Consider the following 18,546-nt stretch of genomic DNA (forward strand, 5'->3'; position numbering starts at 1 on the left):
GTTACTGGTTCAACTGCTCCCAGACATCATCAAATACTGGCCCGTTGACGGCAAAGTAACGGTCGAGCGGTTCATAATAAACATAGCCTTCACGAATCAACCGGAATTGGTTCGTCACCCCGTCTGCCATCGTCACGTTCAGAATCCGTAGATCGGTGTCATTTTGATACTCGACGACATCCGCCGCAAGATCCGACTCGCGTAACGGAACCGCCTTGCTCAATTCAGCAAATAATTGACGCAGCCGGGATCCTGCGGAAATCGGTTCCGAGTTGGTCGATTCCCATGTCGAGAACGTTTGATAATTAGCACGAAGAATTGTCTGTTGCAGGTGAAGCTGTTGGAAATAATCCGGACGGAATGTCGACCGGTCCAGCACGCGGACGATTTCAGCCCCGTCCTCCTGTCCGACCGCGAGCAGTCGGATCGCGGGATCATATCCTTTTACGACGTAAATCGTATAATTCTCTAGATTCGATCCAAGTGATTGCTTGACGTTAACGGCTTCCGCGCCTTCGGTCCAGGTATTTTTGGAGACACCTAACTTTTGTCCACGCAACTGAAACTCCGTTTCTTCGGCGATTGTCGTATCACTTTGCAGGTATATCGCTTTCTGGTAGACAAGTCCTGGAATCATCGAGGCGGTCGATTGGTCGATCGGCGGCTGGATCCAGGATTCAATCCGATCATATTGCAACAGACCAATCAGCAGACTAGCTGCTAAAATCAGTTGCGGTAAACGATGTTTCCGTTTTTTCCGGCGGAGTCCCTGCTCCATCCGGGCGTGAACGGTATCCGGTACGGGAATGTCTTTTAATGCTGTCTCAAGTTGCTGTTTCATCCGGACTCTCCTCCTTTCGCTTGATGGCGTTGTAGTTTTTGAATCGCCCGGTATAACGTACTTTTCACCGTACTGATCGGAAGGTCGAGTAAATCAGCAATTTCCTGAAAGGAATAATCGGCTTGATACCGTAACGTGACTAACGACCGTTCCTTGACATCGAGTCGTTCAAGTAAATCAGTCAGGTACAGTTGATCAACGACCACATGTTCAAACGACGGGATTTGCGGCTCACCCCTATCCTGTGCCGTATCGTTTGTCCAGACCAGCACTTGGTATTTTTTAAGATGATCGAGTGCTGCATTGATCGTGATCCGGGTCAGCCAAGTCTTAAAATAGGTGACATCCTGCAGTGACTTTCGGTACTTCCAGGCGCGAAAAGCGACTTCCTGCACGTTTTCGAGCGCTTCCTGCTCGTGTTTTAAATACAGATACGACATCCGGTAAATATAGCGTTCTTCGGCATATAACGCTGCGAGAAACACATCATCCGTCCAACTCCCGGCGATTTTTTTACGAAACACAGCACTCCCCTCTTTCTTCTCTATTCATTAGACTGATTAAAAGCCGATTTAGTTTCAAAAATCTGTAAAAAATTATACGACAGGAAATCGTTAGATGAACTTTTATACTGCTAGCAGCTTCCGCAACATCGAAGACGTCCGTTTCATAAACGACCAACTGATTAAGCAAGGTCATCACTTGACGTACGACTGGACGCAATCGGAACGGGTCGATACACCGGCTGCCCTGCAACGGATTGGACAGCTGGAACTCGATGCCGTCCGGGCGATCGATTGCATGATTTTAGTCCTCCCTGCCGGAAAAGGCAGTCACGTCGAGCTCGGGATTGCTCTTGCCTCTCAAATTCCGATTTTTCTTTGCATGACGGACGAAACTTGTTGGACCGGTCCGGAAGCGAGCACGTTTTATCATATTGATGGCATTATGAAGTGTATCGGCCCTCCCCAAGACTGGGTCCAGACTATTCTAGACGCAATGAACGAGCAGACTGTCCGGTGAGATTGTGCTGAAAGAACGAATCTGTCAAAGTGTTAATATGCCTCAGCTAAACACAACGTTTAGCTGATTTTTTTATTCTCATTCGACCGGAAACTTCTGTTTCGATTTTTTATTCTCTATGTAATCATCTTTTATAAATAGACAAAATTTTCAAATAATATTACATTTATTTTACCTTAATTTGTAAAAGGAGTGGTTTGATGGATATCTTAGTCAAAGACGTCTCGCACACATTCAACCAGGCGGGATTACAGAGTGAAGTCTTAAAAGCGTTGACCTGTCAGTTTTCCGCGAGTGACATCACCGCCCTTGTCGGTCCGTCCGGATCAGGGAAATCGACGTTTTTAAGTCTGATCGGCTCGCTCGACCGGCCGACATCGGGGCAAATCGACTATGACGGACAAGACATCACGAAGTGGAAGAAACGGCAATTGTCAAAGTTCCGGGCGCAGGAAATCGGTTTTGTCTTCCAACAGTTTCACCTTTTGCCCGCGTTGACGGTCAAAGAAAATCTGCTTGTTCCCTTACTGAAACAAAAAACCGACTTCAACAAAGAAGACCGGATTGCAGAAATCTTGGAAAAAGTCGCGCTGACAGCGAAACAGGATGCCTTGCCGGCGCAATTGTCCGGCGGGCAACAGCAACGGGTCGCGATTGCCCGAGCCCTGATCAATCGGCCGCGCTGGATTCTCGCCGACGAACCGACCGGCAATCTCGACTCGGTCAACGGGGAGATGATCTTTCAACTGTTGCTCGATCTGCATCAAGAAGAACAATGCGGCATCCTGTTCGTCACGCACGATTTGGCACTCGCGGAGCGGGCGGACCGGATTCTATTCATGCAGGACGGGCAGATTGTCGAAGACCGGCGGAAGCAAACCGTTCGGAGTGTGTAAAAAAATAACAATAGAGGAGGTTTGAGATGTTACGTTTTGTCCTGAATCACTGGCGCCGGCAACGGTTTAAATTCATCCTGAAGCTTGTCGGTGCACTGATCATCAGTGCCGGACTCAGTCTGATGTTCAACCTGACCGACTCCAGCCAAGGCACGGTCGAACAGACGTTACAGAAAAAATGGTCGTCCTCTTACGATATCGTCGTCCGGCCAAAAGGCAGTCAAATGTCGACCGAATCAAGTGACCTGCTCGAACCTAATTATTTAAACGGTATCAATGGCGGGATTTCTTTTAAGCAATATGAAGCAATCAAACAGATGAAAGAGATTGATATTGCCGCACCAGTAGCTGTGATGGGCTACGTCAATACGACGGTCAATTTCAAAAAAAAATTGAAGTTTCCAAGAACACCAGGTTTGTACCGCATCACGACAACCAACTATATTCAAAACGGTTTTAACAAAGAACGTCAATCGCAAGTTATTCTGCATGTGGCACAAGGAAGTAAAATCTCAATCCCAGGAAATGTTTCGTTTTTGACGGAACCGATTGAAGCCTTTGAAGATGCAGTCGCAAGTAATTCCATTCTTGTAGTTGCGATTGATCCGAAGGAAGAAGCACGACTTGTCGGTCTAGATAAAAGTGTCAATTCAAAAAATAAATCGCGTTATTTCTCGTCTCTTGACCGCTATGAGTACGATAAAAGTACAAGAAAAAATACGATTCCCGTTTTAGTTAATCCCAACTCTTACAATCAGGGAAGTCGGAACAACTCCTGCAAAACGTTAAGACTCAAATCGAACAGAAAACCGGACTGCTGGCAACGATCACCAAGGGTTCTTCCCCGCAACCGGTCGTGACGAAAGTCGTCGATAACGGCAAGACACTCGGCTGGATCGAACAGCCATGGGTCCATATCGGTGTTGCGATGACAATCTTCCGCGAGACGAGCGTCGGCTTCTCCGGTGTCATCTTCGCGATGCTTGCTGTCGCGATCGTCTATGTTCTCGCGACAAGTTACGTATCGATGCTAGCCCGGCGGAAAGAATTTGCCGTCTTTCTAGCACTCGGTTGGCGGACAAAAGACCTGTACCGGATTGTCCTGATTGAAGCGGCCTTGCTTGCCGGGTTTGTCTCTATCGTCGCTTTAATTGTCGAAAGCATTTTCTCGTATGTCCGAAGTGAGACGATGAACGGTTGGAGTCTGCTCTGGATCACACTGTTCAGTCTCGTGATTTACTTTGCCGGTGCGGCCTGGTCGTCGTTTACAATCCGGAAGATCTCGCCGTACGAAGCAATCAAGACGGGCGAATATGCGTCGTCGTCGCACGTCAAACTCGCTCTCCGGTCGACCTGGACACTGGCACTGAAAGAAATCTTCGGCAAATGGAAACGTAATGCGCTGTCGATTCTGTCAATCGCGTTACCAACAGCCTTGCTGACATTCTTCCTGTTCGTGACATTCCACCTGCAAGGGGTCCTCTATACGTCCTGGCTCGGTCAGTTCGTTGCCTTACAGGTCGGACCGATGCATTACGTGACGATGGGCGTTGCGATTACGATCGCGATCCTGACAACAGGGGAAATCATGTGGCAGAACGTCACCGCTCGCCGGGCGTCGCTCGCCATCCTCAAAGCCGTCGGTTGGACGAACGGTTCCGTCCGTCAGTTGATTGTGTTAGAAGGTATGCTGATTGGATTTGTCGCCGGAATCGTCGGCCTGAGTATTTCCTATCTCACGATTTATGTCTTGTATGATCTCGTCCCGTGGAATGAGCCGCTTTTGATTGGCGTTTCATTGCTTCTGCCGGTGTTGTTCGGAACGATTGCTTCCCTGTTGCCGGCGCAAATCGCAGCCCGCGACAATCCATATCAGGAGCTGAAGGATGCCGGATAACCATAATCAGTAGACAACGAAGACCGGCTCTCAACATATGAGATCCGGTCTTCGTGCAGTTCATCAAACAAGTTTTTCCAAAGGAATCGTCACTTCCGCTTCGATTGATCCTGCTTGGAATGAAATTCCTTTAACGCCCGGTTGAAGTTGACGATCAGGGCACTGATGACACCAATGCCAAGCAAGACATAGCAGATCGTAAAAATCTTGCCGATCGGCGTGACCGGATGAATATCGCCGTAGCCGACCGTCGTCAGCGTCATGACGGAAAAATACAGTGCATCGAGATAACTCAGTTCCTCTGCGCCGTGGTAAAAAAACATCCCGACCGTCAGCAGAAATACGACGGAAAACATGACGGCTTTTTGTTCGTCCTGCCGGAACAGAATTTTTAGCACGTGGTACATGTTGCGTAACAAGATGAAAAACGCAATCATCTTCGTTGCTCCCTTCACAGGTAATCACGACTGTCCGCCGGCTCATCTGTTAGAGGAATACCCGAAAAAAAGGAAGACGATTCCTTTATCGTCTTCCCGTCCGCTCTATTCTGTTTTAAGACCCGCATGGTATGATACATACAAACTATGCCCCATACATCAAGGAGGTTTTCCATTGCGGATTCAAATCATCGGTGGTTCCGGCACCGGTAAAAGTACATTCGGCCGGTGGATCGGACAACAGGAAGGGATTCACTGGATCGACACGGATCATTATCTGTGGAAAGACCAGACGTTTACCGAAAAACGGTCGATTGCCGAACGTTATGCGTTATTTACTCCGGATATCGAGCGGCATCACCGGTATGTCGTCTCCGGTTCAATCTTTTCCTGAAATGAAACCGGATTTCATAACCGGGAATTGCTGGTCTTTTTAACTTTGGACGAAGACATACGAATGCAACGATTAATCAAACGGGAACAAGAACGCTATCCTGATTTCGACGGATCCAATGAATTTCTCGATTGGTGCCGGACGTACCGAACCGCGACCGATCCGGCCATGATTGGGACGTTAGCCGAGCACCGACTTCAAATAATTCGTTCGGCGTCCCCTGTCATCGAAGTCGATGCCGCGTTGCCGACGGATGTGATGTACAAACAAATCAAATCCGCCTATCAGAAACTGACAATCTGAGCCTACCGGACGGCATCGTAAATCTGCAGACCTATCCACATGATTAGCGTGCACCACAGCAAGAGGATCAAAGCGCCGACAAACCAATTTTTCGGTTTATCCGTTCCGAGCCGTCGTTCTGCCTTGACGGTACAGTCGTCGATGACTTCCTGCGGTAACATCCTTAACGCGAGCAGGATACCTAAAGGGACAAGAATGAGATCGTCCAGATACCCTAACACCGGGATGAAATCTGGAATCAAGTCAATCGGACTGAATGCATAAGCGACAACACAAGCCGTAAATAATTTGGTATACCAGGCGACCCGGTCGTCCTGATAGGCAAAATACAAAATAAAAATCTGTTTTTTTATTTTTTTCGCGGCATCCTTTAATTTTTCCAACATGATGATTCTCCATTCTTCGTCCGTTTAAACCGGCGGCGACCCGTTCAACATTTCCGGTTCACCGGAACCAGTCGGCTCCCTCGCGTTCGAGAAAATCGAGTTCTTGTTCGTAATGCGTGACGTGCCCCTCTTCGATCATCCGTTGAAACGCTTCGTCGCCTTCCGCCGCTTTCCGGTGAATCGTTTTGATCAATGCTTCCACACGAAGCAGCACGGTTTCGTACATCTCGCCCTTCAGCTCCGTTTTGCCGTAGGAAGACAAAAATAGATTGATTCGGTGCCGGATCCGTTCCTGATCGTTAACCGGATTATAATGAGCCGGCTCACCGTCTGCCGTCATTTGATGCCGGCTTAACGGGACACAGGTGTAGAGCGTGTAGGCCACATCCCAAACCCGCGGTCCCGGGGCAGCAACGTCGAAATCGATGATGCCGACCGGACGCTCATTTTGAAAGATGACGTTATAGACGGCAAAGTCATTATGACAGATGAGTTCGAGCGGTTCCGGTGTTCCTTCGAGCGGCTGCCAATCGTTTGGTACCGGAAAATCAGCGATGGCATCATGGTATCCCCTTAACAACCGAGCCGTCTCCTCGAGAACGGCGTCTGACCGCATATACGGCTGAAGCGGATAATTCCCCGCTTCGCCTTCAATAAACGACAGAATTTCACGGTCCTGTGCATCCATTCCTAAAAAACGCGGACTTCCTGCAAATCCTCTTTTCTCAAGATGGAGTAACAACCGGTGAATCCGTTCACTGTCCGGTTTTTGTTCCCGTCTGACCGTATCCCCTATCCGTGAGACGTCGGAGACATTTCCTCCCGTCAATGGTTCTTCCTGTTCCGATTGTTTCATATTTTATCCTCCCCTTTTGACTGATTGAATACCGGAACAAGAATCGCCGCTCCGGCTAAACTGATGATGAGATCGCGCCATGAGACTAACCTGATATCAAAATGAAGGATCGTTGCCACTCCGTTCGTGACAACCAGTAAGAGGACATACAATGTCAGACTGACCGGCACCATGCGTTTAACGAACCGCGGCACACGTATCCACAGCCGTAACAATCGTTCTCCGGTCTTGTTCATCTCATTCACCCCAAACTCCAGTTTTTCCCTGTTCCTGTTTAGCTTATCATGTCCGAATGAATCACTCAAAGTGTTCTCTCGCTGGATCAACTGGTAGACTAAAAGCAGAAGAACCAGGAAATGGAGAGGATTTTCATGAAAGCGATGACGATTTCAAAATACGGCCAGGTCCCGCTCGAACAAACCGAACAGCCCCGCCCGGACGTCCGGCCGCATGACGTTCTTGTGGAAATTCACGCAGCGAGCATCAATCCGGTTGATTTTAAGATTCGGGATGGTGACGTCAAGCTGTTGATTCCATATCAGTTCCCGCTGATTCTCGGCAATGACTTCGCCGGAATCATCGTTGCGGTCGGTCATGCCGTAAAACAGTTTCAAGTCGGGGATGCCGTCTACGGACGGGCTGAGAAAAACCGGATCGGCACCTATGCCGAATACATCGCAATCGATGAACAGATGGTTGCCCTAAAACCGGCTTCGCTCTCGTTCGAGGAAGCAGCGTCGATCCCGCTCGTCGGCTTGACGTCCTACCAGGCGTTACATGATGTCTTGCAGGCGACACCGGGACAAAAGATCCTGATTCAGGCGGGCGCAGGCGGCGTCGGAACCTTTGCCATCCAACTGGCGAAAGCGATGGGCTTGTACGTCGCAACGACGGCAAGCCCCGCCGGACATGAGCTTGTCCATTCACTTGGGGCCGATAAAATCATTAATTACCGGACCGAAGCGTTTGACGAAGTCCTGCATGATTATGACGGCGTCTACGATACGATCGGCGGCGAGACGCTCCGCCGCTCGTTTAAAATCGTCAGTCCGGGCGGACACATCGTCTCGATTTCCGGACTGCCGAACGGACGGTTCGGTAAGTCCTACCGGTCCGGTTTCCTGAAGACCAACCTGTTCCGTCTGCTGACTCTTCGCGAGACATTACTCGAACGTAAACATCGGGTCACGTATACATTTTTATTTATGCGACCGAGCGGACGCCAACTGGAACACATCACGGAATGGATCGAGAGTGGACAAATCAAACCGGTCATCGACCGCATTTATCCGTTTGAAGAGGCACAGGCTGCGCTCGAGTATTCCGAGTCTGGTCGTGCCAAAGGTAAGGTCATCTTAAAAATCAAGTAAGAGACTAAAAACGGTCCAGCAATCACCCGACGATGGGGTGTTTGCTGGACCGCTTTTTATTGATGGCTTATTTTAAATTTATTCATCAACTTAAACAATAAATGATATAATATGTTAAAAATAGGATAATCGATTCTGGAGATGGGAAGGAAGAAATCAATGGACATACGTACCGGCACTCCGTACAAGTATTATTTTTGGAAACGGTTTTTCCTGCTGTTCATTCCGCTGTTTTTGATTGGTGCGTTACCTGACCCTTTCATTATGGGTAATCCGTTCGCCAGTCTTGAGGATTATGGCGAGTTTGCTTTCGCCATCTGTTTCTATTTGCTCACCTTGTCCGGCATTTCTGCTTTTTTGGTCTCGATACGTTGGCGAATGAAACACAACCGCCGTTGAATTCGATTCCCACACTTCACTTTAAAGGAGACTACATACTATGTCCCGGAAGACTTTCTTTACGGCGGCGTTGACGTTGACGCTTGTCGTCACGGCAGGATGCACCGATTCGACTGCAACGAAGCAACACTCGAAAGTTCCGGCAGATACGCAGGCTCAAGCTGCGCCAACCCTTAAACCCGTCACTGCTCCGTTGTCCGACTATAGAAAATACGTGCCGCTGAAGCGACAATCAGAAACGGTTACGCTTGGAAACCATCAGACATACAATCTGGCCCCGTTCTTTACCGGACAAACCGTTGTCATTGCGCCGGACTACCTGTATCAGCAATCGATCTACTATACGCACATCAAACAAACGAGTGACACCACCAGTAAAAGCTACATTTACCGGTACAGCCAAGGGTCGAACGATAATCAAGTATTGCATACGGTCAACCGGACCATCGGTATGATGACCGGAGTGTCGCATTACCTGTTTTGGGTCGAATACAATCAAACCAAGTCCGGACAAAAATGGGCGATTCGCTTGCTGGACTTGAAGACGGAAAAAATCAATACGCTTGATCAAGGGATCAGCCGTTATGACACGGCGATTCCTTATCTGGATACGTCGTCCAAACGGGTATCCTGGATGACGCATGAAGCGACACCAACCCGAACGAAAACAATCCTCAAGTCGTTTGATGTCGCGGAAGACGCCATCATCATCCATCAGCAGTATATTTTAAAAGAAGGCGCAAAACGGAATGGACAGTATCCATTTGACTTCCGCCGGAGCGATGCCGGGCTGATTTTGCATACAAGTACTTTCAAAAACGGTCATCAAACGCCGACACTCGAGACGTTTGACGGCACGTTCAAACGACGGATGAACGGGCTGATTGATTTTGAACACAACAAAAAGTATGTTTCGATCGGCGAAGAAGGCTCCGCCCTCTTCATGCCTAAGAAAGGACGACAACCGGGGTACCAGTTCAAACCGTCGGACAATCGCTTGACGGTTGATGCATTCCGCTTTTTATCGGCTGACCGTGTGATTTTCCGGGAGAGTATGACGCGACTCTGGTACGCCGATCTTGCGCGCGGCACCGTTGCTCCCTTGACGGAAATGGCCGATACAACGTCCAAACCGATTTATGCCAACGGGAAGCTCGCATATGGGGTATCGGACGATGAACAGATTGAATTCCATGTCATCGATTTAAAAAAATGATTGGTTAAGACCGTTCCTTTCGTGCGAAAAGGACGGTCTTTGATTTATCTGGAGGGGCCCATTTCCAACGTTCGATATGCTACACTTTTTGTAATAATTAGTCATGAGGAGGAAATACGATGACGAAACACCGTTTGTATACGACAGCGTTTTCGAGTGTCTATCCGCTTTACGTGACAAAAGCTGAACGCAAGGGTCGGACGAAACAGGAAGTCGATACGATCATCTGCTGGCTGACCGGTTACTCGGAACAACAACTTGCAACGCTGACAGCAGATAAGACGACATTCGAAGCATTTTTTGCGGATGCCCCACAGATGCAGGAACGTCGATTGTTAATCAAAGGTGTCGTCTGCGGCGTCCGCGTCGAAGACGTCGAGGATCCGTTGATGCGGGAAATCCGCTATCTCGACAAGTTGATTGATGAACTGGCAAAAGGAAAAGCGTTCGAGAAAATCTTACGGTAAGAATCTAAGGAGGAAAAATCGTATGCTGACTACCATCGCGTCACTCTTCGCTCTCGTCACGATGTTAATGAACGGTTTTTACCTCGTTGATCATTATCTTCGGTACGGCGTCCCATCTAATCACTAAATACTAAAAAACCGGGCACCTCAAGCAGGTGTCCGGTTCTTCTGTCTATTCTCGTTAAAAACGATCATTCAACCAAATGAAGATGTCCGCTATCATCTGATCCGACACGGTATGGTTGATCGACGGATGTTTCAGAAACGTTAAATCGTGATGGATTTCGCCCACTTGTCGTACATAATGCTCCTGCGTTTCAATCGGAATGACCGCATCGCGTTGTCCATGTACGAATAACGTTGGTGTAGACTGTTCTTGCAGGACAGGATCATACGCCCGCAAGTGTCGTTCTTCTTCCGCCGTTAAATCGTCTCTTTTGTCACGTCTTCGGAAAAGCTGTTCCGAAAAGAGGAAGGAGCCGGACCCGTTGATGTTAATCACCCCTGCGCTACCGTCATGTTTAGCAGCAGCACCGCTGGCTATAAATCCTCCCATCGAGACACCAAGCCAAATAATGTCCTCTCTTGGAACGTTCAGCTGCTGAACGAGTGTGCTCGATTCCTCGATGCTTTGAAACACGACTTCCCAAAAGTGACGTTCGACTATTCCTTGATCAAAATACGCACCTAGCGCATTGCGGCAGTCATGCAGGTGGAGTTCCGGCACAATGACCGTAAATCCTTGTTCCGAGAGCATCCGTGCGAATTCTTCATATTTTGTCACGCTCGATCCCCAGCCGTGGTACAAACAAATGATTTTGCGGTAATCCTTACGCTGAGCTGGAAATATGCGAATTGGCAAAGTTGAATCAGTTAACAGGTTCATATAATAAGTCTCCTTTTTCAATCTCTAGATGAATAAATGACAATTATGTAAGTTGCTTTCAACATCCATTTTTTGTTATTTTTGTTAATGAGAGGAGGAAGAACATGGGTTTACTATGGTTCAATCTAATCATGTTTGCCTTTTACTTACCGAGTCTGATTCTGCACGAATACGGTCATGCGCTCGTCGGTCGTTTGATCGGTCTGAGGCTAAAATCAGTTTTCATCGGCAAAGGTGAACCATTCTTACGAATCGGTCATTTTTCCGTCGCCAAAAAGCAGATATGGGAAGGCTTATATCAACCATATCCTCCAACAGTCCCGCTTCGACGTGGACAAAGAGCTGCCTTGTTACTCGGCGGGATTTTCGCGAATTTTATAGCCGGATTGTTCGTCGCCGGATTAAGTCAGCTCTTTCCAAGTCCGGTCATGCATCTGTTGGCTCCACCATTTATACAGATATCCATCATTTTCATTTTATTTAATCTGATTCCGATCCGCTTGACTAGTGGCTTTCCAAGCGACGGACTGCAATTAAAACGGTTGTTCTTTAACAAAAACTCACGGACTGACTGACAGGAGATGATTTCATGTTAAAACCATTGCTGTTCGCAAGTAGTCTACTGCTCGTCGGATGTACTTCCGAGCAACCGAAAACCGTTCCGTGGGGTGAAAGTACACCCGCTCAAATGGAACGGCTAAAAGCCAATGACATTGAGTTTAAAGTTGAGGGCGACCAATTACTGATTCCGCAAGATCAGGTCGATCAAGCGACAAGGTGTTGTACTTAATAGAAAAAATAATCAAGATGGCTATTTCCTTTTAATATTCAGGAGATAGCCGTTTTTGCTTTCCAAATTGTTCAATAAAATTCATATAATCCGTCATCAAAATAGTGAAATGTTTCTTCTGATATTGGTGAATATCCATATCCGGAGTAGAAGGCATCGAGCATCTTGGCATTATACCGAAAAGACCGTGTCGCCAAGGCTTCATCGTAGCGTGGATCGCCGATTGTCATTCCGGATACATCAATAAACGCAACGATTGCGTGGTCTCGGACCAACAGATTATCCGTCGTACAATCCCCGTGTATCCACGTCGCCGGAACAGGATCCGGCTGCTTGATGGATAATGTGTGAAGCAACTCGCGCGAACCATTTGTCCAGCCTTGTTCAATATAGCGATCGGCTTGAAGCAACTGTTTGTCCAGCCAGTCTTGTGAAGAATGGGTAGAAATAGTCTCGCTCGTATGAAACTGTCTGAGGAACCGTCCGAATGAACGGATCAATGCCAATCGTTGCAACTCGCAAGCACCCGCCAGTGCCGTTGTCAACGTCTCACCTGCTATGTAGGACATCAGTAAATAATCCTGTTGCTCGTCTTCCATATAATCAATATAAGTCGGGATAATGATATGTTGTGACTTGAACGTCTGCATCACTGTCGCTTCCTGCACCAACCACTCGCGGTATCGGGGTAAACTTGCCTGTTTGAGAATATAGGTGCCGCCTAACGTTTTCACGTGGTAGACGATGGCTGTTCCCCCCTGCTTGGCTACGGGATGGATCGAGTGAATCAAACCGACTTTTTGTTCGATTCGTTGTTTGATAGAAACGTTCATATCAAAATCCCATCTCCGACCGTAAACGCCTTAAACGCGACCGGCGACGACAAGCGAATCCAGGTCGACGGTTTTCCGTATTCCATCGAGGCATCGATAAACGCTTCCAATGTCTCGACCGACGGTGTGTACAGTTTGACCATGAAGTTAAACGTCCCGGCGAGCCGGTGACACTCGACGACATCCGGATGACTCTTGCAAAATGCGATAAACGCGTCGCATCTTGTGTCTTCGAACATCAAAATCGCCATGATTGTTTTTTCAAGCGCAACGGGATTGATGACGGCCCGGTATCCTTCGATGACACCGCGGTCCTCGAGTTTTTTGACGCGTTCGTTGACGGCAGGCGTCGAAAGACCCACCGTTTTGCCGAGTTCCGTCCAGGACATCCGCCCGTCTGCCTGCAATGCCCGAATAATTGCGTAATCAATTTCGTCCATTCTTCAACCCTCCTAATATTATGAAGACATATCTTAAAATTACCATTCATTTTCAGGTGAAGCTACTGAAAAACAAACAAAACCAGCTGTCCGGTCACGGTTTCGTTTCGTACAATTAAGACAGATCAAACGAGACATGAGGTGAACGACATGCAGGCAACAAATTGCACCCGCTGTGCGGAGACATTTGAAGACGGTCAGGAAACGTACCACTGTTCGCACAACTGTATCTTTTGTAAAGAGTGTACCGAGACGATGAATTCGATTTGTCAAAATTGCGGGGAAACATTGGTCCGGGTTGAGCGATAAACATAAGCAAGGGAGCGGATCATTGGAGTCCGCTCCCTACTTTCGTTATTCACGTGTCGACACCGGCTTGCGTTCCGCGAGGCGGTCTTTCGCCTGTTCCTGATGCTTCTGAACCGGACACTCTCCGACCGCTTTCGCCAGTCCCCGCGTCGGCAGATTGACATACATCGTCTCATAGTTGCTGATTTCAAACGTCTCATGGAAAATCCCGACGGCGTTACTCGCCCGCGACGACTGATTAAACTTTTTCCACGCGGTCAGGTGACGGTTACCGTGCGAATAGGCAATCAGAGCGTCGGAGGAACGCCAATACTGAATCAACGTAACCGACCGCCAACCGACGAGCATCTCATGCGACAATAAACCAACCTGCTGCTCATAACATTCCTCAATCATCGGTGTCATCGCCTGGACGGTCGGCCACCATTTCCGGACCGATCGCAGACGGTTGATCCGTAAGCCGATGATGAATACGACGATGTCTTCATTTGGTGTCGCGATCACGCGTTTCATGATGATGTTCCTCCTTCGAGTGTCTGAACGGACGCTTCACACCATTCCAGCAGTGCTTGTGTCTTGCGTTTGCCGTAATCAAGCGTCAGCAGCCAATACATGGCGTCATCCGCTTCTTTGTAGGCCAAAATCGATTGTTCAATCATCTGGTATGTCTCCAATCGCTCCCGGAGCAGAGCAGCATGCTGGTCGATTTTTTGAATCGTCATCTCCTTTGATTCATGCCGGGCAAAATAGAGTTTCAGCAACAGTTCATTCCGCTGAACCGGAAGTTCGGTCGTCGGCTCCTCGACCCAGCGTCCGAGTTCCGCCTCGCCGTCCGGTGTCAGAACAAACGTCTTCCGGTCATCCCCCTCTCCGGTTTCTTCGACGATTAACCCTTCCTGCACCAACGTCTTCAACATCGGATAGACCTGCCCGAAGCTGATCTTCCAAAAGTGGTTGAGACGCGTATCAATCGTATGTTTCATTTCGTAGCCTGACGTACATCCGCTCGCCAGTAGCCCTAAAATCGCATACCGGGTCATGTTTTCTTTTGGCATAAGTCGCTCCTATATCTTTTAGATAGTATCTTTTAGATATATATATTCCCGGTCTTTCAGTTACTAAACGAACATTCAGAATATTCATGAAGGAAACATCAGCTTACATTCCTGTAAGCTTCCCTTCTTTTTTAGGGCAATGCACGTTTTTCCCTCTACACTGATAGAGTTTCATTTTCTTAAACCAGAATGGGAGTTTTGTGTGTATGTCTACTTTCATGAAATTGGGCTTATTCAGCCTTATCTTACTTATTTCCGGATGCGGTCAGCCGAAGACGGAATCAATTCAGCCGGTACCGGCACCAACAGAATTAATCCGCAGTGAGGGCTTTTCGACACTTGGACCAAGTACGAGTTACGACTTAACAGATGTCTATCAACGTTACCCTTACCTGTCCGGTCCAAGCTATATCGATGAAGCAGCCGTGTACTTTTATGCCTCAAGCGAAAAAGACAGTTCGATTTTCCGTTACTCGCTGACGGATCGGCACCTGGAGAAACTATATTCGACGAGCCAAACCATCTATAAGCTGGTTGGTGTCGGACGACAACTGTTCTGGATCCGTTATCAGGACAACGGGAAGGACAGCAACTGGACACTCGAAGTGATGGACTTAGCAACCGGTTCGCTTCAACAACTTGATCACGGAATAGAATCGTCTCGTTTTTATCCGGATCTCCAAGCCACGACGGCACATGTCTCTTGGATCAAACACATCAGTCAGAAAGATCAGACCCGGTCACTCGTCCAAAAATATGATGCGGCGACCGGATACGTCACGACACAAAAAACACTGACAGTGAAGGAAGCAGAAACCCGGAGTGGTGGCCCAGTACTTACGGGACGGTGATGCGGGAATTCTTCTCGATCAAACAACATACAAAGCGGACGAAAAGACGACCGCCTATACGACACTTTCCGGAAAAGCCGTCAAAAAGACGACGATGCCGTTTGATTTCGCTTATGGACAGCATTATCTGGCGACGGGAGCGGAAGGTTCTTCGGGATTTCAAGCTCACGTGTCGAACCATATATCCTATCGTTACAAGACCTCCGAACCGTATTATCTGATTGACGGGTTTTGTTTTCTGACGCCGGATCATATCGTCTTCCGGGAAGAACGCAATCAACTTCTGTATACGGACCTGTCGAATGGAACCGTCATCCCGTTGACGGACCAGGAAGGCGAATATTCAAAACCGGTCTTCACGAACGGGCGACTTGGTTACAGCGTCGTCCGGGATGATGGATCCGTGTCTTTCCGCATCATTCAAGTCAACAACTGAACATGAGAAAAACCCGTTCCAGATTGGACGGGCTTTTTGCTGTCTGCTCGTATTCAGTGTTGTTCCGCGTATGCTTTGAAGCGGTCGAGGATGGCCTGCCAACCGGCCTGCTGCATTTCCGGAGGATTCACCGACTCCGCTTCAAACGTTTCAACGACTTCCGTTTCCTCCCCGTTCGCTGTAAACCGTACCGTTACATGCCGTCCGTCGTCAATCGTGTACGCTAATTTTTCATAAAGAATCACCTCTAGGTAGACGCCGGAAAAATCAAAGCCGACACTTCCATCCTTTGCCGCCATGTGACTGGAAAAACGACCACCTGCTTGAACATCATTCGTCGCTTCTGTCGTATGCCAATCGTCCGCGGCGGCATTCCAGGCTTTGATATGTTCCGGTTCCGTCCAATACGTCCAGACTTCGGCGACAGGACGTTGGATTACAGTCTGGATTTGAATTTCTTGAGCTTGGTTCATGTGAATCACTCCTCTGTAAGTTCAGAATCTGTTCTTTGTTTAACGTTCTGCTTTAACTGAACAAATCCTTCTTTTAAGAAAATGGTTTATTTTGTCAATCATTCAGGTATACTAACTTCATAGTTAATAAAAGTTAACCGGTTAATAAAAAGGAGTGTTAGTCATGGAACAGCAGGCGATTTTGATTCTCGAACAGTATGAACAACTCAAAGTCATCAGTGATCCGATGCGGACAAAAATGCTGATGCATCTGATTGAACAGCCACATACCGGTCAGCAATTGGCTCAAAAACTTGACGTCTCCCGGGCAAAGATTTTGTATCATCTGCGGGAACTCGAAAAGTATCAGTTGATTCAACTCGTCGAGGAAGAAGTCCGAGGCGGAAATGTATTGAAGTTTTATCAGGCGGTCGCCCGCGGATTCATTCCGGCTGATCATCTCCTGAATCTTGTTGAGACGAAACAAGCGACACGCCAGTCTTATGTCGAGGTGCTTGACCGGGCGAAAACACGTATCTTGACGGCGCCTGACCGCTCGTTTGCCCCGCGTTCCTCTGACGTAGAGGACTGGGAAAGCTTGTCGTTCCAACAAGAACTCCGACTTTCACCTGAGCAATTCTTGATGTTTACGAAACAATACCGGGAACTGTTGCAGGACATCGAACAGGATCCTTCGACGGCTGAAGCGGACAAAAAATTATATTACGTAATGGCAACGGCGTTTGAGATTGATGCACCGTTATTTCAAGAGGATGAGGAGGGACGAGATGCAGGCGACTGAATCAGGACTCGATCAACTGCTGTTAAAGAACCGTTCGTTTCGAGCACTTTGGGTCGCCAGTACCTGTTCCTTTCTCGCCCTATCAACCTACCTGTTTGCCGAGCAATGGTATATCCTCCGTGTCTTGAAACTCGATGCGTATTTAGGTCTCGTCTTGATTCTGACGTTGTTGCCGCGGATTTTTTTAATGGTGTTCGGCGGTGTGATTGCCGATCGGTTCAAGAAATCGATCATCTTACGGTATTCCAGTCTGATACGGCTCACCTTTGTGTTGTTCCTGCTGTTCGTCTATCACCTTGAACTGTTGACGATTGTTCCACTCGCTGTATTTGCCTTTACGTTCGGTTGCATCGATGCTTTTTTTTCCCCGGCCAGTGCGTCCCTGTTGCCACTCCTCGTTTCAAAAGATGATCTGACACGGGCCAATTCAATTCTACAAACCTCCAATCAAATGGCATTGTTCTCCGGACCGTTGCTTGGCGGGTTACTGCTTACCTTCTCATCGTTCCACTTCTTATTTTTGACGATTGCACTGTTTCTTCTGCTCGCATCGCTCGGTACCTTGTTTATTCGTGAACATCCAGTAGACAATCCGACTCGTACCTCCGCTTGGCTTGAGCTCGTGCAAGGATTTCATTATGTGTTTGCCGACCAATACTTAAGACGGATCCTCTTCCTGCTGATTATCATCAATTTCTTCTTTTTTGGTCCGTTGCTGATGGGGATACCGTTACTAGTCGATCGGGTTTTAGGCGGTCAAGCCCTTGATCTCAGTTATCTTCAAGGTGCGTATCAGCTCGGCATGTTGCTCGGGGCAGCTTGGATCGGCTTCAACCACTCGATCAACCAGTCGTTTCGCCTGTTGCTGTCGTTGATTGGTCTGCTTGGAGTCGGTCTTGGGTTACTCGGACAAATCGGACACGTTTGGCAAGGCGTTCTGCTGCTGCTGACAATGGGAGGGATCTCCTCCATCATCAATGTCCTGATTTTGACGACGATTCAAACGACGACACGACCACAAATGATGGGAAGGGTCATGAGCCTTGTCAATGCCGCGTCCAACGGTCTGGTTCCATTGTCTTACGCTGCCCTGTCCCTCTCATTGTCGTTTGAGGTCCGTCTCGAACAGATTCTTTTATTTTGCGGCTACGGTATCGTTTTTGTGGTGTGTGCTGCCTTTGTTCGGATCAGATGAACGCATCAAAAA

Annotated in this window: 29 protein-coding genes; 17 read left to right on the forward strand and 12 right to left on the reverse strand. The window is 48.1% G+C overall.

The window, feature by feature from the left end; genetic code table 11:
• Position 1 precedes the first annotated feature (1 nt).
• Both KNP93_RS08750 and KNP93_RS08755 read right to left on the reverse strand, forming a co-directional pair.
• Positions 2–841 (reverse strand): hypothetical protein, encoded by an 840-nt coding sequence (locus tag KNP93_RS08750; RefSeq protein WP_214854569.1) that lies wholly within the window; start codon positions 839–841, stop codon positions 2–4.
• The gene (locus KNP93_RS08755) at positions 838–1,365 is read right to left on the reverse strand and encodes an RNA polymerase sigma factor (RefSeq protein ID WP_214854571.1); all 528 of its coding nucleotides are present in this window, start codon (positions 1,363–1,365) and stop codon (positions 838–840) included. The genes KNP93_RS08750 and KNP93_RS08755 overlap by 4 nt, the downstream gene beginning before the upstream one ends.
• Positions 1,366–1,459: 94 nt before the next feature.
• On the opposite strand from KNP93_RS08755, the gene KNP93_RS08760 reads away from it, so the two are divergent.
• From KNP93_RS08760 to KNP93_RS08775, 4 genes are all read left to right on the forward strand, one after another.
• A complete protein-coding gene (locus tag KNP93_RS08760; RefSeq protein ID WP_188004370.1) occupies positions 1,460–1,864 on the forward strand; it encodes a TIR domain-containing protein in 405 nt (134 codons plus the stop codon).
• 200 nt (positions 1,865–2,064) lie between these two features.
• Positions 2,065–2,760: an ABC transporter ATP-binding protein gene (locus tag KNP93_RS08765; protein WP_214854574.1), complete on the forward strand. Its 696-nt coding sequence runs from the start codon at positions 2,065–2,067 to the stop codon at positions 2,758–2,760.
• A 26-nt stretch (positions 2,761–2,786) separates the two neighbouring features.
• Entirely contained in the window at positions 2,787–3,620 is an 834-nt protein-coding gene (locus KNP93_RS08770) for a hypothetical protein (RefSeq protein WP_214854576.1), read from the forward strand.
• Positions 3,617–4,657, forward strand: coding sequence for an ABC transporter permease (locus KNP93_RS08775; protein ID WP_214854578.1), 1,041 nt, complete (start codon positions 3,617–3,619; stop codon positions 4,655–4,657). The genes KNP93_RS08770 and KNP93_RS08775 overlap by 4 nt, the downstream gene beginning before the upstream one ends.
• 89 nt (positions 4,658–4,746) lie before the next feature.
• Here KNP93_RS08775 and KNP93_RS08780 read toward each other — a convergent pair whose 3' ends face one another.
• Entirely contained in the window at positions 4,747–5,094 is a 348-nt protein-coding gene (locus KNP93_RS08780; RefSeq protein ID WP_131972681.1) for a potassium channel family protein, read from the reverse strand.
• Between the two features lie 175 nt (positions 5,095–5,269).
• On the opposite strand from KNP93_RS08780, the gene KNP93_RS15655 reads away from it, so the two are divergent.
• The gene (locus KNP93_RS15655) at positions 5,270–5,488 is read left to right on the forward strand and encodes a shikimate kinase (protein WP_251138734.1); all 219 of its coding nucleotides are present in this window, start codon (positions 5,270–5,272) and stop codon (positions 5,486–5,488) included.
• A gap of 63 nt (positions 5,489–5,551) precedes the next feature.
• On the forward strand, positions 5,552–5,791 hold the full coding sequence (locus KNP93_RS15660; RefSeq protein ID WP_251138735.1) for a P-loop NTPase family protein: 240 nt from the start codon (positions 5,552–5,554) through the stop codon (positions 5,789–5,791).
• A 2-nt stretch (positions 5,792–5,793) separates the two neighbouring features.
• Here the strand turns inward: KNP93_RS15660 and KNP93_RS08790 are convergent, their stop codons facing one another.
• The 3 genes from KNP93_RS08790 to KNP93_RS08800 are packed head-to-tail and all read right to left on the reverse strand — an operon-like array spanning position 5,794 to position 7,269.
• On the reverse strand, positions 5,794–6,177 hold the full coding sequence (locus KNP93_RS08790; RefSeq protein WP_214854580.1) for a YkvA family protein: 384 nt from the start codon (positions 6,175–6,177) through the stop codon (positions 5,794–5,796).
• A gap of 58 nt (positions 6,178–6,235) precedes the next feature.
• Positions 6,236–7,033: a phosphotransferase gene (locus KNP93_RS08795; protein WP_214854589.1), complete on the reverse strand. Its 798-nt coding sequence runs from the start codon at positions 7,031–7,033 to the stop codon at positions 6,236–6,238.
• On the reverse strand, positions 7,030–7,269 hold the full coding sequence (locus KNP93_RS08800; RefSeq protein ID WP_251138736.1) for a hypothetical protein: 240 nt from the start codon (positions 7,267–7,269) through the stop codon (positions 7,030–7,032). Before KNP93_RS08800 ends, KNP93_RS08795 begins: the two co-directional genes overlap by 4 nt.
• A gap of 135 nt (positions 7,270–7,404) precedes the next feature.
• On the opposite strand from KNP93_RS08800, the gene KNP93_RS08805 reads away from it, so the two are divergent.
• The 4 genes from KNP93_RS08805 (at position 7,405) to KNP93_RS08820 (ending at position 10,485) form a co-directional block, all read left to right on the forward strand.
• Positions 7,405–8,403, forward strand: a complete 999-nt coding sequence (locus KNP93_RS08805; protein WP_214854595.1) for an NADP-dependent oxidoreductase — start codon at positions 7,405–7,407, stop codon at positions 8,401–8,403.
• Between the two features lie 159 nt (positions 8,404–8,562).
• The gene (locus KNP93_RS08810) at positions 8,563–8,802 is read left to right on the forward strand and encodes a hypothetical protein (protein WP_131503795.1); all 240 of its coding nucleotides are present in this window, start codon (positions 8,563–8,565) and stop codon (positions 8,800–8,802) included.
• A gap of 40 nt (positions 8,803–8,842) precedes the next feature.
• A complete protein-coding gene (locus KNP93_RS08815; protein ID WP_188004362.1) occupies positions 8,843–10,018 on the forward strand; it encodes a hypothetical protein in 1,176 nt (391 codons plus the stop codon).
• 119 nt (positions 10,019–10,137) lie between these two features.
• Complete coding sequence (locus tag KNP93_RS08820) at positions 10,138–10,485, forward strand: DUF2200 domain-containing protein (RefSeq protein WP_071500063.1); 348 nt, start codon at positions 10,138–10,140, stop codon at positions 10,483–10,485.
• A 181-nt stretch (positions 10,486–10,666) separates the two neighbouring features.
• Here the strand turns inward: KNP93_RS08820 and KNP93_RS08825 are convergent, their stop codons facing one another.
• Positions 10,667–11,371 (reverse strand): alpha/beta hydrolase, encoded by a 705-nt coding sequence (locus KNP93_RS08825; RefSeq protein ID WP_214854604.1) that lies wholly within the window; start codon positions 11,369–11,371, stop codon positions 10,667–10,669.
• A 104-nt stretch (positions 11,372–11,475) separates the two neighbouring features.
• Here KNP93_RS08825 and KNP93_RS08830 point away from each other — a divergent pair, with 104 nt between their 5' ends.
• A complete protein-coding gene (locus KNP93_RS08830; RefSeq protein WP_214854607.1) occupies positions 11,476–11,946 on the forward strand; it encodes a M50 family metallopeptidase in 471 nt (156 codons plus the stop codon).
• 14 nt (positions 11,947–11,960) lie between these two features.
• Positions 11,961–12,161: a putative periplasmic lipoprotein gene (locus KNP93_RS08835; RefSeq protein ID WP_131972690.1), complete on the forward strand. Its 201-nt coding sequence runs from the start codon at positions 11,961–11,963 to the stop codon at positions 12,159–12,161.
• 71 nt (positions 12,162–12,232) lie between these two features.
• Here KNP93_RS08835 and KNP93_RS08840 read toward each other — a convergent pair whose 3' ends face one another.
• Together KNP93_RS08840 and KNP93_RS08845 are read right to left on the reverse strand one after the other, a co-directional pair.
• Positions 12,233–12,994 (reverse strand): phosphotransferase family protein, encoded by a 762-nt coding sequence (locus KNP93_RS08840; protein WP_214854610.1) that lies wholly within the window; start codon positions 12,992–12,994, stop codon positions 12,233–12,235.
• Positions 12,991–13,434 (reverse strand): Lrp/AsnC family transcriptional regulator, encoded by a 444-nt coding sequence (locus KNP93_RS08845; RefSeq protein ID WP_188004356.1) that lies wholly within the window; start codon positions 13,432–13,434, stop codon positions 12,991–12,993. The genes KNP93_RS08840 and KNP93_RS08845 overlap by 4 nt, the downstream gene beginning before the upstream one ends.
• A gap of 150 nt (positions 13,435–13,584) precedes the next feature.
• Here KNP93_RS08845 and KNP93_RS08850 point away from each other — a divergent pair, with 150 nt between their 5' ends.
• Entirely contained in the window at positions 13,585–13,743 is a 159-nt protein-coding gene (locus tag KNP93_RS08850; protein WP_188004355.1) for a DUF1272 domain-containing protein, read from the forward strand.
• Between the two features lie 45 nt (positions 13,744–13,788).
• Here KNP93_RS08850 and KNP93_RS08855 read toward each other — a convergent pair whose 3' ends face one another.
• Together KNP93_RS08855 and KNP93_RS08860 are read right to left on the reverse strand one after the other, a co-directional pair.
• Positions 13,789–14,256 carry a DUF4188 domain-containing protein gene (locus KNP93_RS08855; protein WP_214854613.1) on the reverse strand — a complete coding sequence of 156 codons (468 nt, stop codon included), beginning with the start codon at positions 14,254–14,256 and terminating at the stop codon, positions 13,789–13,791.
• Positions 14,253–14,798 carry a PadR family transcriptional regulator gene (locus tag KNP93_RS08860; protein WP_214854616.1) on the reverse strand — a complete coding sequence of 182 codons (546 nt, stop codon included), beginning with the start codon at positions 14,796–14,798 and terminating at the stop codon, positions 14,253–14,255. Before KNP93_RS08860 ends, KNP93_RS08855 begins: the two co-directional genes overlap by 4 nt.
• Before the next feature lie 206 nt (positions 14,799–15,004).
• Between KNP93_RS08860 and KNP93_RS15665 the strand changes: the two genes are divergently transcribed.
• Positions 15,005–15,649, forward strand: coding sequence for a TolB-like translocation protein (locus tag KNP93_RS15665; protein ID WP_251138737.1), 645 nt, complete (start codon positions 15,005–15,007; stop codon positions 15,647–15,649).
• Positions 15,621–16,085, forward strand: coding sequence for a hypothetical protein (locus tag KNP93_RS15670; RefSeq protein ID WP_251138738.1), 465 nt, complete (start codon positions 15,621–15,623; stop codon positions 16,083–16,085). The genes KNP93_RS15665 and KNP93_RS15670 overlap by 29 nt, the downstream gene beginning before the upstream one ends.
• A gap of 53 nt (positions 16,086–16,138) precedes the next feature.
• Here KNP93_RS15670 and KNP93_RS08870 read toward each other — a convergent pair whose 3' ends face one another.
• Positions 16,139–16,558 (reverse strand): SRPBCC domain-containing protein, encoded by a 420-nt coding sequence (locus KNP93_RS08870; RefSeq protein ID WP_131972697.1) that lies wholly within the window; start codon positions 16,556–16,558, stop codon positions 16,139–16,141.
• 163 nt (positions 16,559–16,721) lie between these two features.
• Here KNP93_RS08870 and KNP93_RS08875 point away from each other — a divergent pair, with 163 nt between their 5' ends.
• Both KNP93_RS08875 and KNP93_RS08880 read left to right on the forward strand, forming a co-directional pair.
• On the forward strand, positions 16,722–17,339 hold the full coding sequence (locus KNP93_RS08875) for an ArsR/SmtB family transcription factor (RefSeq protein WP_131972698.1): 618 nt from the start codon (positions 16,722–16,724) through the stop codon (positions 17,337–17,339).
• A complete protein-coding gene (locus KNP93_RS08880; RefSeq protein WP_214854619.1) occupies positions 17,326–18,534 on the forward strand; it encodes an MFS transporter in 1,209 nt (402 codons plus the stop codon). The genes KNP93_RS08875 and KNP93_RS08880 overlap by 14 nt, the downstream gene beginning before the upstream one ends.
• Positions 18,535–18,546: the final 12 nt, after the last annotated feature.

The organism is Exiguobacterium sp. s166 (assembly GCF_018618855.1).
Taxonomy (GTDB): Bacteria; Bacillota; Bacilli; order Exiguobacteriales; family Exiguobacteriaceae; genus Exiguobacterium_A.

Excerpts from the sequence above, each read along its gene's own strand:
- KNP93_RS08750 (WP_214854569.1), bottom strand. The coding sequence starts at position 841 with ATGAAACAGCAACTTGAGACAGCATTAAAAGACATTCCCGTACCGGAT.
- KNP93_RS08760 (WP_188004370.1), top strand. The coding sequence starts at position 1,460 with ATGAACTTTTATACTGCTAGCAGCTTCCGCAACATCGAAGACGTCCGT.
- KNP93_RS08765 (WP_214854574.1), top strand. The coding sequence starts at position 2,065 with ATGGATATCTTAGTCAAAGACGTCTCGCACACATTCAACCAGGCGGGA.
- KNP93_RS08770 (WP_214854576.1), top strand. The coding sequence starts at position 2,787 with ATGTTACGTTTTGTCCTGAATCACTGGCGCCGGCAACGGTTTAAATTC.
- KNP93_RS08780 (WP_131972681.1), bottom strand. The coding sequence starts at position 5,094 with ATGATTGCGTTTTTCATCTTGTTACGCAACATGTACCACGTGCTAAAA.
- KNP93_RS15660 (WP_251138735.1), top strand. The coding sequence starts at position 5,552 with ATGCAACGATTAATCAAACGGGAACAAGAACGCTATCCTGATTTCGAC.
- KNP93_RS08790 (WP_214854580.1), bottom strand. The coding sequence starts at position 6,177 with ATGTTGGAAAAATTAAAGGATGCCGCGAAAAAAATAAAAAAACAGATT.
- KNP93_RS08795 (WP_214854589.1), bottom strand. The coding sequence starts at position 7,033 with ATGAAACAATCGGAACAGGAAGAACCATTGACGGGAGGAAATGTCTCC.
- KNP93_RS08800 (WP_251138736.1), bottom strand. The coding sequence starts at position 7,269 with ATGAACAAGACCGGAGAACGATTGTTACGGCTGTGGATACGTGTGCCG.
- KNP93_RS08805 (WP_214854595.1), top strand. The coding sequence starts at position 7,405 with ATGAAAGCGATGACGATTTCAAAATACGGCCAGGTCCCGCTCGAACAA.
- KNP93_RS08810 (WP_131503795.1), top strand. The coding sequence starts at position 8,563 with ATGGACATACGTACCGGCACTCCGTACAAGTATTATTTTTGGAAACGG.
- KNP93_RS08815 (WP_188004362.1), top strand. The coding sequence starts at position 8,843 with ATGTCCCGGAAGACTTTCTTTACGGCGGCGTTGACGTTGACGCTTGTC.
- KNP93_RS08820 (WP_071500063.1), top strand. The coding sequence starts at position 10,138 with ATGACGAAACACCGTTTGTATACGACAGCGTTTTCGAGTGTCTATCCG.
- KNP93_RS08825 (WP_214854604.1), bottom strand. The coding sequence starts at position 11,371 with ATGAACCTGTTAACTGATTCAACTTTGCCAATTCGCATATTTCCAGCT.
- KNP93_RS08830 (WP_214854607.1), top strand. The coding sequence starts at position 11,476 with ATGGGTTTACTATGGTTCAATCTAATCATGTTTGCCTTTTACTTACCG.
- KNP93_RS08835 (WP_131972690.1), top strand. The coding sequence starts at position 11,961 with ATGTTAAAACCATTGCTGTTCGCAAGTAGTCTACTGCTCGTCGGATGT.
- KNP93_RS08840 (WP_214854610.1), bottom strand. The coding sequence starts at position 12,994 with ATGAACGTTTCTATCAAACAACGAATCGAACAAAAAGTCGGTTTGATT.
- KNP93_RS08845 (WP_188004356.1), bottom strand. The coding sequence starts at position 13,434 with ATGGACGAAATTGATTACGCAATTATTCGGGCATTGCAGGCAGACGGG.
- KNP93_RS08850 (WP_188004355.1), top strand. The coding sequence starts at position 13,585 with ATGCAGGCAACAAATTGCACCCGCTGTGCGGAGACATTTGAAGACGGT.
- KNP93_RS08855 (WP_214854613.1), bottom strand. The coding sequence starts at position 14,256 with ATGAAACGCGTGATCGCGACACCAAATGAAGACATCGTCGTATTCATC.
- KNP93_RS08860 (WP_214854616.1), bottom strand. The coding sequence starts at position 14,798 with ATGCCAAAAGAAAACATGACCCGGTATGCGATTTTAGGGCTACTGGCG.
- KNP93_RS15665 (WP_251138737.1), top strand. The coding sequence starts at position 15,005 with ATGTCTACTTTCATGAAATTGGGCTTATTCAGCCTTATCTTACTTATT.
- KNP93_RS08870 (WP_131972697.1), bottom strand. The coding sequence starts at position 16,558 with ATGAACCAAGCTCAAGAAATTCAAATCCAGACTGTAATCCAACGTCCT.
- KNP93_RS08875 (WP_131972698.1), top strand. The coding sequence starts at position 16,722 with ATGGAACAGCAGGCGATTTTGATTCTCGAACAGTATGAACAACTCAAA.
- KNP93_RS08880 (WP_214854619.1), top strand. The coding sequence starts at position 17,326 with ATGCAGGCGACTGAATCAGGACTCGATCAACTGCTGTTAAAGAACCGT.